Below are 14,668 nucleotides of genomic sequence, written 5' to 3' on the forward strand. Positions count from 1 at the left end.
TCACCGGCGCAATCGCGCGCCGACAAGACGTTGTGCTGGTATTGCTATCGAAACTGAATAATGAACGGAAGCAGATCCACGGCGGGCTTCGCCTCGGACGAAGGCTGGATTTGCGCCGCTGACCGCGCGTACCGTTTGCTCCCGTCGACGAGAAGCGCGCCGCCGTCGGGGCTCCACGTCATTTGGAACGGGTAGACGCCTTGATAGACCGATCCCTTGTACAGGACGTTATTGCCTTGCAGCCTGCCCGCGAAGATCGTATCCTGATCGTTCAGCGTATAAGCAATCAGCTTACGGTCCGGCGACAACCGGAAGCTGTCGACCTTCTCCAGCAGCACGGATAGCTCCCCGTTGCGGCTGTCATACTGAAAGAGCGTGCCGTCGAAGCCCAGGAACGCGAACTGACTGTCATTGACCCATTCGCTCTCGCCGTTTCCCGAAGGATGATCATACTGAACGGCATATCCGCTCCCGCTGCGCTTGGCAAACGCGACCGTCTTCCCCGTTTCGATCAATGCTCCGCTGCCGTCGTCCGACAGCACGACCTTGACGATTTCCCCGAAATCTTGCAGGCCCGTCAGCGGGTACAGCTTCACCTGCCCGTCCGCCGAATCGCAAACGACGATTCGCTGCTCCGTCCTGTCCTCGCCGGAGACGAGATAGGAGAGAAACCGGCTGTTGCCGGACCAGTTCAACGTTCTCGACTGCAGCTGCCATTCCGAGTTCGGCGGCGCGGCCGATTGTACCGCCTTCCCATCCGTCAGCGACAATAGCGTCAAGGCGGTGCCTGTCGTTGATTTCGCAATGTAGGCGATTTGCCGCCCGTTCGGCGATAAACCGAACCAATTGGCTCCGGGAATCAAGCTGTCGAGCGGCTTGAATTGCTCGTAAGGCTTGCCGAGCCGCTGCAGGCGAAGCCCGGTCGTCATCGATGCCCGGCTCTCCGCATCCAGTCCGACGAGGTCGGCATTGCTCGTCCATCCCAGCAGACTAATGTCCGTCGCGGCCAATGCCGGCAATCGGTAGATCGTCTGCACTTGGAAGGACTGAGCATTATCGCCCTCGTTCGTTTGATCCTCATCCGCAGCAGGAATGATAATCGTTTCCGAACGGGGATTGCCCATACAGCTCGATGTTAGCAGGAGCAGGGAAATCGCCGTTAATACGGCCAAAGGGGCGTACTTCTTCTTTCTCATACGCTGCCTGCCTCCCTTCCTTCGCTGGGCAATTCCACGCGAACGATCGTCCGCTGTGCTTCGGCATCGATGCGGATCGATCCGCCGTGGTCGTCCACGATCGATTTCACGATGCTGAGCCCAAGCCCGACGCTGCCTTCTTCCTTATACCGGCGGTCCCCCGAATAGAAGGGCTCGAATACGGCAGCAAGCTCATCGGGACGCAGCGTTTCGCCCGGATTGGCGAATTCGAATCGCACGATGCCCGCCGCCGGGTCCGCTGCCGCCAAGACCGCGATTTCAGATCGCGGTGAACTGTACTTGATCGCGTTGTCGAGCAGATTAATGAAGAGCTGCCGGAGCCTGTCCCCTTGGCCGAGCACGAATAGCCCGTCCGCCGCGGCGAGGACGATCCGCTTCTTATAGCGTTTTGCCCGAATGTCCATGGCGTCGCAGACATCGCGCAGAATGGCGCCGGCCTCGACGATTTCGAGCTCCCCTTGGTCGGCCTTGCGCCGCGAGACCTCGAGCAGATTGAGCACCATGCCGTGCAGCCGCCTGCTTTCGTCCACGATATGGTTCATGCCTTTATCGAAGAACGCGGGATCGCTCGTCCCGTTCTCCCGAATCATCTCGGCGTAGCCCAGGATCGACGTCAGCGGCGTCTTCAGCTCATGCGTTACGTTGTCGAAGAACCGTTTCTCCTGCTCGTTCAGCTGCTTCAGCCGGTCGCGGTCATGCCCGATCGTGGCGATCTGACTGCTGATCCGGCCGATCATCTCGTTAAAGTTGGCTGCCAGCCGCCCGATTTCGTCCTTGCGCCGAATGCCGCTGCGAACGTTCAGGTTGCCGCCGATGACTTCCGTGGATGCGCGCGTCAGCTTGGTCAGCGGAATCGTGATATGCCGGGACAGCAAATACGAGAACAGGAAGGCCGCCGCGAATATCGCCAGCGCGACCTCGAAGACGACATTCAAGATGCGTCCGCTCTGGGCGTACAACGGAGAGAAGTCCTCCGCGTAGCGCAGGATGCCTACCTTCACGCCGTCGACGACGACCGGATAGGCGAAGTAGACGGATCCCGTGCTGCCTTTGTACGTGATCGTATACGCCGTCTTGCCGAGCAACGCCTGCTTCAGATCGTCGGCGGCGCGCCCCGCGAACGCCTCTTCGTCCGAGGCGTACAACAGGATGCCGTCGACCGTATACGCGGCGACCTCGCTAGAGGTGGCGCGGTGCAGATCGTCCACCATCTCCTCGGCCATCTGCCCGAAGTACAGGTTATTATTCGTGAAATGATTAATCAGGAACGCCTGACGGACGTAGACGTTGCCGTTGTTCTTGAGTCCGATCAGGTCGGAGGTGATGATCTTCTGGTTGCTTGTCCGGATGACTTCCTTCAAGGTGACGTTCAGCACGACGAAGGACAGACCGAATATCACGAAGAAGCCGACGACGAATTTGCCCCGAATCGTCCGGAACATGCCGTCAATCCGCCCTTTTCTCGCATTTGTAGCCGATCCCGAACACGGTCGTGATCAGATCCCCCGCGTCGAGCTTCTTGCGCAGACGCTGGATATGCGTATCGACGGTGCGCGTGTCGCCCGGGAAATCGTAGCCCCAGACGCTATCAAGAAGCTCCGTCCGCGTGAAAATCTTGCCCCGGTGCCCCAGCAGCTTCAGGAGCAAATCGAATTCCTTCGGCGTCAGCTCGACAGGCTCGCCGTCCTTCGTGACCAGCCGCTCTTCCGGCGTGACGGCGATATGCCGTAACCGTATGACCTTGTCGCCGGCCTCGACTTCCGTGTTCTGATTAGCCTGCGCGATCCGCCTTAGAATCGTGCGGATTCGCGCGACGACCTCGCGAAGGTCGAACGGCTTCGTAATATAGTCGTCGGCGCCGAACTCGAGGCCGAGAATTTTATCCGTGATATCGGACCTTGCCGTGATCATGAGGATCGGCAAATTATAGTTCGCGGTCACCTTCTTGCAGATCTCCAAGCCGCTCTGGTCCGGAAGCATCCAGTCCAGCAGCAGCAGATCCGGCCGGAACCGCTCCAGCTCCCGGAGGCCGTCCGCGCCGTTCGAAGCGGTCCGCGCAAGGAAGCCTTCCCGCTCCAAGCCGTAGGCCAGCAAATCGGCGATCGCTTCCTCGTCTTCGATGATGAGAATTTTCGTTCTGTCCATGTTTGGCTCCTATCTTGTTCTGTTCCGCATCGCTTGTTCTGTTTCGCATGGCTTGTTCTGTTTCGCTTGATTGGCGCATCGCCTTTTAGCTCATAGTAGCATAGTTCGCCGTCCGGAATACAACGGCCGCGACGGCTAACGGCCTCCGGCCCCGTCAACGTTCCGCGAAATATTGCTTCAGGCCGTCAGCGATTGCCTGCGCCGCGCGCGATTGTCCGTCGTCGCTCTGCATAACGGCTTCCTCCGCGGGATTCGTAACATAGCCCGGTTCGATCAAGATCGCCGGCATCGCACTGAGCGACAGCACTTTAAGCGATTCTTCCTTCACTCCCCGGTCTTGAAAATCAAGCGCGCCGAGCAATTGATTATGGATGATCGTCGCCAGCGGATGACCGTTTGCATACCGGTAATAGGTTTCCGTTCCGGCAACGGACTTGTCTTCGAACGCGTTCCCGTGAATCGAAACAAGCACATCCGCATGCCAATCGTTGGCCATGGCAGCCCTGTCCGCGAGTTCGACGAAGGTATCGTCGGCGCGCGTAAGCCGGGGCTCGAACGCCGGATCTTGTTTCAACAGATCGTACAACTTCTGTGCGAGAGCAAGATTGATATCCTTCTCCCACGCGCCATCGCTGCCTTCCGACCCCGGATCTTTGCCGCCGTGGCCCGGATCGATCATGATCTTGTAAGGCTTGTCCGGCGAGAGACCCGAGCCGGAGCCTGCCCCGGCGTTATGGCCGGCGAGCGGCTCGGAACCGCTCGGATGACGGTTGTATTGCGCTAACAGCGCGCAGGCAATCACGATTAATAAGCAGCATGATAAGATAAAGCCGGCCATATGCCTTGCTCTTCCCGATTTGTTCATGGTGTCCTCCCGGCCTATGGCAGTCGTAGTAAGTACTACACCATCATAGCCGCGGAATGTCACGGCTGCGTCTACGAGATGTCAACAAAATGTCTCCAAATCGCCCCTTGCCGCCATCGCCGCGAACAAATAAGGCAGACCGTTCCATGGAGCGATCTGCCTTTCGATTTGTCGTTCGAATTGCCTTTCAACTGGAGCCTTTAATTTCGGGTTTGCCTTGTTTTCGCCTCGAAGTATTCGACGACGATTTTGCGAAAGTCCAGCGCAGCCGGCGAAAAATAGCGGCTCTTGTGCCACAATAATGCGATTTCCCGCACCGCTTCGCGAGTCTCGATTTCGAGATATTGGATGTGCGCCCGTTCATGCCTTGCCGTGCTGGGGATGAAGGCGATGCCGATTTCAGCTTCCACCAGATTGTTCAACCTTGCCGGTTCATCTCCCTCGTAAACGTAATGAGGCTCGAATCCGACCGATCTGCATACGGCGTCCATCAAATCGCGCGTACCATAGCCGACCTTCACCCCGACAAACCATTCGTTTCTCAGTTCGGTCAAGGATACGCTGCTTCGAGCCGCGAGCCGATGCCCGTTGGGGACGGCGACGAGGATGGGATCCTTATAAATGATTTGACATTCGATGTCGTCCCGTTGAATGGGCGGCGAGGACAAACAATAATCAACCGCGCCTCTCTCCAGCAGCATGATCATTTCCTTCATGGTAAGCATTTGAACATGAAATTGTATATGGGGCCGATCCTTTCGATATTGCCGAAGAATATCGGGCAATACGCTTGCGCTGGTCACGGCCAATTCAAGCGTGCCATGATCGGGGCTGGATAAATCGCTAAGCTCCTGCTTACCTTGTTCCAGCTCGAACAGCGCCCTTTGAGCCCGTCGAAGAAATCTTCTTCCGTACTCGTTTAACTGAAGCTTCCTGCCTATCCGATCGAATAACGGCACGCCCAGATCTTCCTCCAGGCGTTGAATCGTTTTGCTTAAGGACGATTGCGTAACGTGCAGATTCCGAGCAGCTGCGGTTACGTGTTCCGAGCGAGCTACTTCGAGAAAATAACGCAGTTGAAGCAGTTCCAATTCCGCACACTCCATTCATTCCTTCTGATGAATGAGATTATAGCATGAAATGCGTTGGAATAAATAACAGATCTCAAGTACGATAACAACAAGCTTTCATAGAAAGGATTGACCCCCATGAATCGTAAATTCATTGTTTATCTGGTTGCGTTCGCTGCATTTCTTGGACCGTTCACGCAAACCATTTACACGCCGGTGTTACCCGAGGTTGCCAGTCAACTCCACTCTACCTCGTTCGTCGTTAACTTGACGATCTCCGTGTTTACCTTGTTTCTTGCCATCATGCAAATGATCTATGGTCCGCTTACCGACTCGAAGGGACGCCGCAGCATCATGCTGTTCGGCATATCGCTGTATGTTATCGCTTCGGTAGGGTGCTATTTCTCCGGTACGATAGAGCTGCTGATCTTCTTCCGGGCCTTGCAGGCGATCGGAATCGCTTCGGGATCGGTCGTAGCCGTTACAGTGATCAGCGACTTGTTCGAGGGAAAAGAACGGGGCCAAGCGATGGGAACCTTTCAAATGCTGGTTATGTTAGGGCCCGTGCTCGGACCGGTCATCGGCGGCTTCCTCAGCGGATTGTTCAATTTCCACTCCGTGTTTCTCGCTCTGGCGGCAACGGGGATGCTTGTGTTCCTATTCAACTACCTCTATTTGAAGGAAACGAAACCTGATAACGTGGAAACAGGCCGCTTTCAATTGCGGGATTTCGCAACGATTCTTCAGAATCGAATGGGTTCGTCCATCATTTATCTCGGTTTTATCCAGTACTATGCGTTTTACGATTTCCTTGTCTTCCTGCCGAATATATTAAGCGATCGTTACGGCTTATCCGCGGAGCAAAAAGGACTCGTCTTTCTGCCGATGTCGCTTAGCATCGTGGTCGGCAGCTTTTTAGGCGGTAAACTCCAAGCGCGGATCGACGGAGAGAAAGTGGTCGTTCTGACGACGTATCTGAATGCGGTATCCGCATTGTTTTTCCTCGTCTTCTATTCGATTTCGTTAGCTTGGCTGCTCGTTGGAATTATCGCTTTCGGACTATTCCTCGGCCTCTCCCTTCCCGTGCAGACGACGCTCCTTACGGGAGCTTTCACGAGAAACCGCGCGACCGCCGTTGGCGCCTATAATTTCTCCCGCTACATGGGAATGGCCTTCAGTCCGATCGTCGGCAGCTTATTTTACCGAATCGGCGGCTACGGCTTGATGTACGGTTTTGTCGTTGTCGCGTTCCTGGTATTTGCCTTTCTGTTATCGCGACGTCTCCAAGGCGCACGCGCAAATCGTCCATCGCTTGAAAAGGGATGACGATCGTGCAGCCGGGCATCCATGGATCGGTTTCGGTTTGGCGACGCCCAGTCATAGCAAACGGCAGCCATTATATTGGCTGCCGTTTTTGCCGTCTTCCGTCCATGGACAACGGATTACGGATAGATTTTTTCGCCCTTCTCAAGCATGGTGACGAACTGTTGAATTCGTTTCGCTCTTGTCTCCGGCTTCTTGACATTTTGAATTCTGAAGAGCATCGCATACTTGTTTTGTCTGTCCAACGTTTCATAAAATGCCTTCGCCTGGCTATTACGCTCCAGCTCGGCCGCGAAATCGTCGGGCAAAGTTGCGATACTTTGCGATTCATAAGCCTTATCCCATTGTCCGTTAGTTTTGGCTGCTTCGATCGCTGCGAATCCGGATGGTTTCATTCTTCCGTTCGCGATCAACAGCTCTGCTTTATCTTTGTTCACTTTCGACCAGATGCTCTTGGCTCTGCGCGGCGTAAAGCGTTGAACCCACATCCGATCATCATATTTCTCTTTCTGGCTGTCCACCCATCCATAACATAAGGCGCATTCGAGTGCTTCGTCGTAGGATACGGAAACCACGCCGGTATTCTTCTTCGCGATCTGCAGCCGAATTCCTGGTGAAGCGTCGTGATTATTCGCAAGCCATTCCTGGAACGATGGTTGGTCGGCAACGAATAGAAGCGGTAGTTCGGCGGATTTATTGACCATTGGATATTCCTCCTGCCCGTTCACGTTTCTCGGCTCTATTGCCTCGCGAGTTGTTCCGCCAAACCGATCAGAAGTCCGTCATTTCCGCGAATGTAGCATAGCCGGTACGAGTTCTGGTACTGGGCCACTTCGCCAACGAGCTGAGCGCCATGCTTCGTGATCAGTCTCGATACCAGATCGTCGATGCCTTCAACGGCGAACATGACGCGCAGATAACCGAGGGCATTTACCGGAGCCGATCGGTGATCCGATATGGGAGACGGGGTGATAAACCGCGAAAGTTCAATCCGGCTATGGCCGTCCGGGGTAGCCATCATCGCGATCTCTACGCATTGATTCCCCAATCCGGTCACGCGGCCAGCCCATTCACCTTCGATGGTAGCTCGTCCTTCAAGCTTCAAGCCAATCTCCTCGAAGAAAGAAATCGCGTCTTCAAGGGATTCTACAACGATGCCAACGTTGTCCATTCGCAGTAATTTGTTATTCTCCATCGTTTTATCTCCTTATGTATGCATATTGAATAGCTGATCTACATCATAACGATTGCTATCCCTTGCTCCAAATAAAATCAATTCGACCGTAAATATATTCTTTGCAATGCTCGAACTATCCTGCCGACCTCGCAACGCGCGGCTTATTTCCCTTTCTGTGAAGCAATCCAGAAGACGAGAATCACGATCGGGATGAATACGAACCACGGGATATTGATCGAACTCCGGGTAAGGAAAGCGATCAGCAGCAATCCTAATGTTCCAAGAATCAGCCATAGGCAGCCTCTTCCAAACGTCTCCATGGGCGTGGATCCTCCGCTTTCCGCCTGGGAAGCGGGAGCGCTGTAATAGCGAGAACCTTTTACGGTCTTCGTTACAACGGTGCCGCAATATCTGCATGTCAATGCTCCTTGCGCCAACCGTTCCTTGCAGTGCGGGCATGCTGAAGGGGCAGCGTTTCCCGAATAATCTTTTGCAGCGTCAGGAGTGCCTTCCAGCCGTGCATCTTTAAGCGAACTGCCGCAAACGATACATATTGATGAGCCCTCGGCGTTAGATTCCCCACAATCGGCGCATATCTTCACTGCCATTATACAAAACCGCCTTTCCTTACAAACCTGAACTGGTTTCGTAAATTCCTGTTATTGCTAAAACGCATGAAAGAGGATTTAGGTTGCATGAACCTTCCTTTACGTTCATTCGCCTCATCAAAAAAACAGCTGCCGATCCAGTGTCGGCAGCTGTCTTATTGTTTCAATGGAGCTCGCGTGTTCTCGCTTTGGCGAAGCAACTACAACGCGTTCCAATACAACGCGTTCCTACAAAGTAACCTTTTTCGTAGCGACTTCATCTTGGAAGGTCTGGTCATGCTCAACGAAAATCATCGTGGGTTGGAAGGTTTGAATAAGCGCTTCGATTTGCATGCGCGAATAAACATCGATGAAGTTTAGCGGTTCATCCCAAATATACAAATGGGCTTTCTCGCATAGGCTTTTCGCGATCAGCAGCTTCTTCTTTTGCCCGCCGGAGTAGTGGGAGATATCTTTTTCGAACTGGATCCGGTCGAAATCCATTTTGCGCAGGATGGATTTAAAGATCGGTTCGTCAATCCGATGTTCTTCGATGAAGTCGGACAGCTTGCCCTTCAAATGAGACGTATCCTGTTGTACATAAGAAATGACAAGGCCCGAACTCACGTTCAACGTTCCTGTATGCGGGATGGGCATCCCTAGGATTAGTTTTAAAATACTGCTTTTGCCGCTGCCGTTCTTCCCGTCAAGGACGACTCGGTCTCCTGCTTCGACTTTAAAACTTATTGGCGCATGAACGAAATCCCCGTCATACCTCACGGACACATCCGTTAACCGAACGAGCTCTTTGGACTTGTACGCGAGCGGCTCCAATTGTAAGGATTCCGATTTTTCAACGTTCTTTAACAACGTTGACTTTTCTTCGATCGCTTTATTTTGCCTGGATTCCAGGTTCTTTGCGCGTTTCATCATTTTGGCGGCTTTATGTCCTACGTACCCTTTGTCCAATTTGGAACCGGAATTCGTGGTGCCGATTTTGGAAGCCTCTACTTGATTGGACCAATTGGCCGAACGTTTCGAGGATTGCTGCAGCCTTCCGATGTCTTTTTGCAGACGCTCGTTTGTTTTCTCCTCATGTTCCTGCTGCCGATCGAAATTCAACTTCCAAGACGAATAATTACCGTTTTGAACTTCGATATTGGCTCTGTTTATCGACAAGATGTGGTCAACGCAGCCATCCAAAAAGTTTCTGTCATGCGAAATCAGGATAAATCCTTTTTTCTTGCGCAAATAATTAGAAACGATCTTTCGAGCATGGTTATCCAGGTGGTTGGTCGGCTCATCGATCAATAAAAATTGCCCTTCGTTCAGAAAAAGCGCAGCAAGCAAAACCTTCGTTTGTTCGCCATTGGATAAGGTTTCGAATGGCCGGTACATCCGTTCGGCATCGACGTCCAAATACGAGATTTCCCGCAGTAATTCCCAATCCTCTGCCTGAGGACAGATCTCTTCCAATATTTCATGCGTGAATCTGCTTTTATCCGAGACCGGATACGGAAAATAATTAAAGGCTACCGAAGAAATAATCGTTCCGCCGTATTCGTATTTCCCTAATAACAGATTGAAAAACGTTGTCTTGCCTCGACCGTTGCGGCCAATAAACCCAAGCTTCCAATCCGTATCGATTTGAAAGCTGACATCTTCAAAAATAGCGTCGAAGCTGCTCGGATATGAAAACGTCAGGTTTTGTACGTGAATCATGGACATGGCAGGTTCCTCCTTTTTATAACGCAGTTCCTTCTGTATAAAAAGTCGGTTCGTACCCATCTCTCTTCGGTTACTCCGTATAAGCGCAATGGATACTAACGACTTATACGGAGCAAATCATGCGTAATGACCGTGTCTGTGCTCATGTTAACCCTCCTCAATAAACAAGCTTGATGCATGCCCCCGGTGGTAAACGATACAACCACATGAAAATTAAAATCCACTTTAACACAGACGATGATTGATTTCAATCTGGTTTAATGATCCATGTTGTTAAAACCGGTCTACTTGGCACGAAACCATTTGCCGAAAGTGGTCGACGCTTTCCAAGCCAATACATCGCATCATAAATTGCACGCAAGAGAAAGCGCACATAAGAAAAAGCCCATGCCGCGGCAGGCATAGGCTTTACGGGAGCAAGCTTGATTAGCTTGTCGCGCCGGTATCGACTTTGGCTTCAATCGTTAAACTTTGGTAAACGGAAACAGGCCAGCCGTTTTCTGGCTGACCTGTTTCTTATTTCTCCGAAATGCCCGGATCCGTTACTGCTTTACCAGCTTCCAGCTTCCAACTGCCGATCGCTTCTATCCGGCTGTACGGAACGGTTATTTCTCCAACTCGTAGCGGGCTGCGATAATGCCGGAATCGAGCGTTCGGCTGGACAGCAGCTTGAGCTTGGTTTTCTCGCCGTTGCCGTCGCCGTGGAATACCGATTTCCCGTCGCCAAGGATGACCGGGCAAATCGTCAGCAAGAACTCGTCGATCAGGCCAAGCTCGAGCAGCGTTTTCGCCGCGCCCGGACTGCCGAAGATCACGAGATTTTTGCCGGGCTGCGCTTTGAGCGTTTTGATTTCCTCGGCGATATTGTCCTTGATCAGCTGCGTATTGTTCCATTCGGCCTTGTCCATCGAGCCGGAAATGACGACCTTCTTAACATCTTGCAGCCATTTGGCATGCTCCGTTTCGTGTTTCGATGCATCCGGATCATCCAGCATGGTCGGCCAGTAGCTCTCCATCATCCGGTACGTCGTGCGTCCATATACGGGAATGCCGACTTCGGCTACGACCTCCGCGGCGTATTTCTCTAATTCCTCGTTATACGGAATCCAACCCAGACCTCCGTTTGAATCCGATGCATACCCGTCCAGCGACACATGCATGAATAATACGAGTTTTCTCATGTTTGCCTCTCCTTCGGTTTCGAAATGTAATGGATTAACTTATTGGAAGCGAGCCCGTGTTCGTCCTGCCCTTAAGTTCACTATATATCATTACGTTACGTAAGGGTCAACAATTAATCAACTCGAACTCGCACAATTTAGTCCTTCTTACTGTGCTTGCGCTTCCCCGCAATCCACTGGGTGCATATGCCCAAAGAGACTAATCCGGTGACGAACAATAGCAGCCACCCAATCAGAGGGATACTCGAAAATGCAGTCAAAATGCCGGCGCCGATAAGCACTTTCAACCAATCCGGCATGCGTTCAGAACCTTTGATCCTATCGCCGATCCGATAACTGATAACGGTTATGCCCATAGCCAATGCGACGAGCAGCGCCAGTACAATCAGAGCGAGAATCGGAATGCCGATCACGGTTACGAGCAGCAATGCGCTCAACGCCGCCAAAACCAAGCCGCTTAGAAAACCGGCATATAAGAGCCTGCCTAAGGATTCTTGTTGATATCGGTCGGTAAAGGCGATTATTTTTTTCTTGCCGAGGACCCTGACCAGGACGGGCACAAGAACCATAAGCAAGTTTCCGGCCAGCTGCAGCACCCACAGGCTCATCACCAGCCCGCCGCCGATCAGAAAACTGTTTTGCGTAGCGTTATCCAGCGAAATGTCATAGATATCGTCCCCCAAAGCAGCGCCTGGATCTTGGTCAACCTTCCCTCCGATCACGACGATTACACCTGTAATCTTGGCCGTGCTGCTCAGATGCAGATTGCCGTTAATGACGACAACGATGCCCTGCACTTGACCTTGAATATCGGCATCGGCGCCGACGACATACACATCGTCAACGCTCTGGCCTGCAGGTACAGTGGTATTCTGATGTTCGAATATACTCTTCGCCGATGCCAGATTAGGAATAAGCAGCATGCACAGCAAGAATAACAGGAAGAAACGAAACGTTAAGGTTAGTTTTCTCAATCCGATCCTCCCTTTCAACTCGCTGAGGTTTGAAGCAACCGTCTGAGTGAAATGAAAGAGGTCACAAGGATGAATAAGGAGAGGACAATCGTTCCCCCGGTTAAGGCGGGTACACTGAGAATGAAATGCGAACTTGCATAGATCAGCGTGATCGCCAATTTAGACCATCCATGTATGAGTTTACCGATAATCGCTCCCGTTAACAGATAGAATAGACCCAGTGTCAACAAACCCAATAGAAGCGCCAAGATCCGCCCGTTGCCCGCGAATTGTCGTCCTTCTTCCGATGCGATGGATTGCATGACCCGTACTTCGAGATCCATAGGCGCTTCGATCAGGCTGAAAGTCTGCACGAGGTCATCGTTGTTGACCGCCATTGCTTCCAGCAGCTCCTGACAGGACTCGCACGTCTCCAGATGCGCTTCGATTTCCTTTCTTTCATCTTGCGTCAGCTCGTCATCGAGGTAGGCCGACAATTGTTCCTCCGGATGTTTGGTCATTCCCAGTCAGTCCTCCCTTCTTAATTCATTCCGTAAGTTCATCCTGGCCGCAAACAGCCTTGACTTCACCGTCCCAAGAGGAACGCCGATCATTTCCGCGATTTCTTCATAATTATAGCCTTGGATCTCATGCAACAATAGAACTTCCCGGTGACCCACCGAGAGTCTGCCAAGCCCTTCTTCCATGGACAGCTTCTCCAACGGATCCGCTGCATGCCGGTCCGCTATCCGTTCGTTCTGTTCTTCATCCATGTCTTGCATGGGCGTATTGGCGCGTTTCTTTAATCTGTCTTTGCAGAGATTGCCCGCAATTCGCAGGATCCAAGAAGAAAAGGCATACTCGTTATCCAAGCTTGATAAGGAATAATACGCTTTAATAAATGTCTCTTGCGAGACGTCTTCTGCATCCATTCGATCGCCCAGCATCCCCGCCGCATATCGATAAACATGGCCTTTAAAACGTTGGACTAGATTCGCAAAAGCTTCCCGATCGCCATGTTTGGCCCGATGAATGATATGCTTCAGTTCCTCATCCACCACTCGCTTACTCAACTCCTACCGGAACGGAACCAGGAGAATTCACGTCAATTCGCTACGATCGTTGCATCATTATCTTGAAGCTTCCTCAGTACTTCAAGCAGAATGACGTTCATAGTTACCCATACGCCGCCGAAAACGTATCCGGCCGCTACGTCGCTTGGAAACTGCACGTTATAGTAGATACGGCTAATACCGACCAGCAAGCACACAAGAATTACAAATAGGAAGACAACAATCCGGATCAAGCTCTGGGAATAATGCCTTAGCAATAAGAAAGCGGAGAAACCGCAAACCGTGATGGAAGTAAGGGTCTCTTTACTAGGAAATGTATTGATGAGCTGGATTCCGGACGCCACCGGCCCAGGACGGTGAAAGAGCATGCGCAATCCGTCATCAAGCACTTCCCCGCCAAGCACGACCCACAGCAGAAATAATAACTCTAAGCGCTTGTTTCGACCTCTGAGCATAATCCAAACGGATGTCAGTACGATAAGCGGTCCGTAGAGGTAAATGGTTCCCAGCTGAGCGAAGAGCCGCATTTGATCTTGCCACTCCGAACCGAATACCGCGAGGACGATATAAGAGGTCACTTCATCGAATTGGCTAAATTCATGCGCAAGGAAATCCTGAATCATCCCCAGCATCAACGAGACGAACAGCGCCAATAACGCGAATGAAGCCAGCACCAGGAAACGAACTTTGCCAAGCGAATTGAAATGACGAATTCCTTTCATCAGCAAATCCATTAATGAAGCCAGCACGCGTCGTTTATATTTCCGATAAAAATAAAATGTCAGCGCCAACAATGCTGAGCCAATTCCAAAGATTATCATATAACGATTAACCGTTGAATGATAGGCTTCCCATTTCGGTCCTAACACGCGGCCGAGCGAGATAAATAAACTGACCCAGAATAACCCGCCGGTATAAGCAAAGACGGCATAGCGGCGAAACGGCATTCTTGTTACTCCACAGAAATAACCGGTAATATGCTTTAATCCCGGAATGAAATAAGCGATGAACAATAACTTTGCACCGTATTTCTCGAACCAGACCGTTATCCGTGACATCTGTTCTTCACCCAAGTGGATGCGATGGCCATACTTAACGATGAACGGTTTGCCCAGACGATATCCGATCCAATAAGACAGCGAGATGCTGGCTGCTGCGCCAGCACCCGCTGATAGGATACTAATGATCCAGTTCATTTTTCCCTCATACACATAGAGTCCGGTATAACTCAACATCATATCGCCAGGAAGAGGTAAAGCGAGTATTTCAAGGAATACAGCCAAACTAATGAGTCCGTATCCATACTGTTCGAGCCATGTCGTCCAATCCCACATAGAAACCCCTCCTCT

14 protein-coding genes and 1 pseudogene are annotated in these 14,668 nt (G+C 51.8%); 1 reads left to right on the plus strand and 14 read right to left on the minus strand.

Annotation, left to right across the window (positions count from 1 at the left end; all coding sequences use genetic code 11):
* Positions 1-44: 44 nt before the first annotated feature.
* The 5 genes from GZH47_RS01045 to GZH47_RS01065 form a co-directional block, all read right to left on the minus strand.
* Entirely contained in the window at positions 45-1,196 is a 1,152-nt protein-coding gene (locus GZH47_RS01045; protein ID WP_162638125.1) for a WD40 repeat domain-containing protein, read from the minus strand.
* Complete coding sequence (locus GZH47_RS01050; protein ID WP_162638126.1) at positions 1,193-2,659, minus strand: sensor histidine kinase; 1,467 nt, start codon at positions 2,657-2,659, stop codon at positions 1,193-1,195. The genes GZH47_RS01045 and GZH47_RS01050 overlap by 4 nt, the downstream gene beginning before the upstream one ends.
* Positions 2,660-2,663: 4 nt before the next feature.
* Entirely contained in the window at positions 2,664-3,362 is a 699-nt protein-coding gene (locus tag GZH47_RS01055) for a response regulator transcription factor (RefSeq protein WP_162638127.1), read from the minus strand.
* A gap of 154 nt (positions 3,363-3,516) precedes the next feature.
* On the minus strand, positions 3,517-4,227 hold the full coding sequence (locus GZH47_RS01060; protein WP_162638128.1) for an N-acetylmuramoyl-L-alanine amidase family protein: 711 nt from the start codon (positions 4,225-4,227) through the stop codon (positions 3,517-3,519).
* Between the two features lie 200 nt (positions 4,228-4,427).
* The gene (locus GZH47_RS01065; protein WP_162638129.1) at positions 4,428-5,318 is read right to left on the minus strand and encodes a LysR family transcriptional regulator; all 891 of its coding nucleotides are present in this window, start codon (positions 5,316-5,318) and stop codon (positions 4,428-4,430) included.
* A gap of 117 nt (positions 5,319-5,435) precedes the next feature.
* Here GZH47_RS01065 and GZH47_RS01070 point away from each other — a divergent pair, with 117 nt between their 5' ends.
* Entirely contained in the window at positions 5,436-6,623 is a 1,188-nt protein-coding gene (locus GZH47_RS01070; protein ID WP_162638130.1) for an MFS transporter, read from the plus strand.
* Positions 6,624-6,739: 116 nt separating this feature from the next.
* On the opposite strand, the gene GZH47_RS01075 is transcribed toward GZH47_RS01070, so the two are convergent.
* From GZH47_RS01075 to GZH47_RS01115, 9 genes and pseudogenes are all read right to left on the minus strand, one after another.
* A complete protein-coding gene (locus GZH47_RS01075) occupies positions 6,740-7,324 on the minus strand; it encodes a YdeI/OmpD-associated family protein (protein WP_162638131.1) in 585 nt (194 codons plus the stop codon).
* 35 nt (positions 7,325-7,359) lie between these two features.
* Positions 7,360-7,815, minus strand: a complete 456-nt coding sequence (locus tag GZH47_RS01080) for a VOC family protein (protein WP_162638132.1) — start codon at positions 7,813-7,815, stop codon at positions 7,360-7,362.
* A gap of 395 nt (positions 7,816-8,210) precedes the next feature.
* Positions 8,211-8,405, minus strand: a pseudogene (locus tag GZH47_RS33960) (double zinc ribbon domain-containing protein); the annotation flags it as partial.
* A gap of 228 nt (positions 8,406-8,633) precedes the next feature.
* Complete coding sequence (locus GZH47_RS01090; RefSeq protein ID WP_162638134.1) at positions 8,634-10,112, minus strand: Lsa family ABC-F type ribosomal protection protein; 1,479 nt, start codon at positions 10,110-10,112, stop codon at positions 8,634-8,636.
* Between the two features lie 605 nt (positions 10,113-10,717).
* Positions 10,718-11,293 carry a dihydrofolate reductase family protein gene (locus tag GZH47_RS01095; protein WP_162638135.1) on the minus strand — a complete coding sequence of 192 codons (576 nt, stop codon included), beginning with the start codon at positions 11,291-11,293 and terminating at the stop codon, positions 10,718-10,720.
* A 137-nt stretch (positions 11,294-11,430) separates the two neighbouring features.
* Complete coding sequence (locus GZH47_RS01100) at positions 11,431-12,267, minus strand: hypothetical protein (RefSeq protein ID WP_162638136.1); 837 nt, start codon at positions 12,265-12,267, stop codon at positions 11,431-11,433.
* Between the two features lie 14 nt (positions 12,268-12,281).
* On the minus strand, positions 12,282-12,767 hold the full coding sequence (locus tag GZH47_RS01105) for an anti-sigma factor family protein (protein WP_162638137.1): 486 nt from the start codon (positions 12,765-12,767) through the stop codon (positions 12,282-12,284).
* A 6-nt stretch (positions 12,768-12,773) separates the two neighbouring features.
* Entirely contained in the window at positions 12,774-13,307 is a 534-nt protein-coding gene (locus GZH47_RS01110; RefSeq protein WP_225446312.1) for an RNA polymerase sigma factor, read from the minus strand.
* Positions 13,308-13,351: 44 nt separating this feature from the next.
* The gene (locus tag GZH47_RS01115) at positions 13,352-14,653 is read right to left on the minus strand and encodes a VTT domain-containing protein (protein ID WP_162638139.1); all 1,302 of its coding nucleotides are present in this window, start codon (positions 14,651-14,653) and stop codon (positions 13,352-13,354) included.
* Between the last annotated feature and the right edge of the window lie 15 nt (positions 14,654-14,668).

This window comes from Paenibacillus rhizovicinus (genome assembly GCF_010365285.1).
GTDB lineage: Bacteria > Bacillota > Bacilli > Paenibacillales > Paenibacillaceae > Paenibacillus_Z > Paenibacillus_Z rhizovicinus.

Excerpts from the sequence above, each read along its gene's own strand:
- GZH47_RS01045 (WP_162638125.1), bottom strand. The coding sequence starts at position 1,196 with ATGAGAAAGAAGAAGTACGCCCCTTTGGCCGTATTAACGGCGATTTCC.
- GZH47_RS01050 (WP_162638126.1), bottom strand. The coding sequence starts at position 2,659 with ATGTTCCGGACGATTCGGGGCAAATTCGTCGTCGGCTTCTTCGTGATA.
- GZH47_RS01055 (WP_162638127.1), bottom strand. The coding sequence starts at position 3,362 with ATGGACAGAACGAAAATTCTCATCATCGAAGACGAGGAAGCGATCGCC.
- GZH47_RS01060 (WP_162638128.1), bottom strand. The coding sequence starts at position 4,227 with ATGAACAAATCGGGAAGAGCAAGGCATATGGCCGGCTTTATCTTATCA.
- GZH47_RS01070 (WP_162638130.1), top strand. The coding sequence starts at position 5,436 with ATGAATCGTAAATTCATTGTTTATCTGGTTGCGTTCGCTGCATTTCTT.
- GZH47_RS01075 (WP_162638131.1), bottom strand. The coding sequence starts at position 7,324 with ATGGTCAATAAATCCGCCGAACTACCGCTTCTATTCGTTGCCGACCAA.
- GZH47_RS01080 (WP_162638132.1), bottom strand. The coding sequence starts at position 7,815 with ATGGAGAATAACAAATTACTGCGAATGGACAACGTTGGCATCGTTGTA.
- GZH47_RS01090 (WP_162638134.1), bottom strand. The coding sequence starts at position 10,112 with ATGTCCATGATTCACGTACAAAACCTGACGTTTTCATATCCGAGCAGC.
- GZH47_RS01095 (WP_162638135.1), bottom strand. The coding sequence starts at position 11,293 with ATGAGAAAACTCGTATTATTCATGCATGTGTCGCTGGACGGGTATGCA.
- GZH47_RS01105 (WP_162638137.1), bottom strand. The coding sequence starts at position 12,767 with ATGACCAAACATCCGGAGGAACAATTGTCGGCCTACCTCGATGACGAG.
- GZH47_RS01115 (WP_162638139.1), bottom strand. The coding sequence starts at position 14,653 with ATGTGGGATTGGACGACATGGCTCGAACAGTATGGATACGGACTCATT.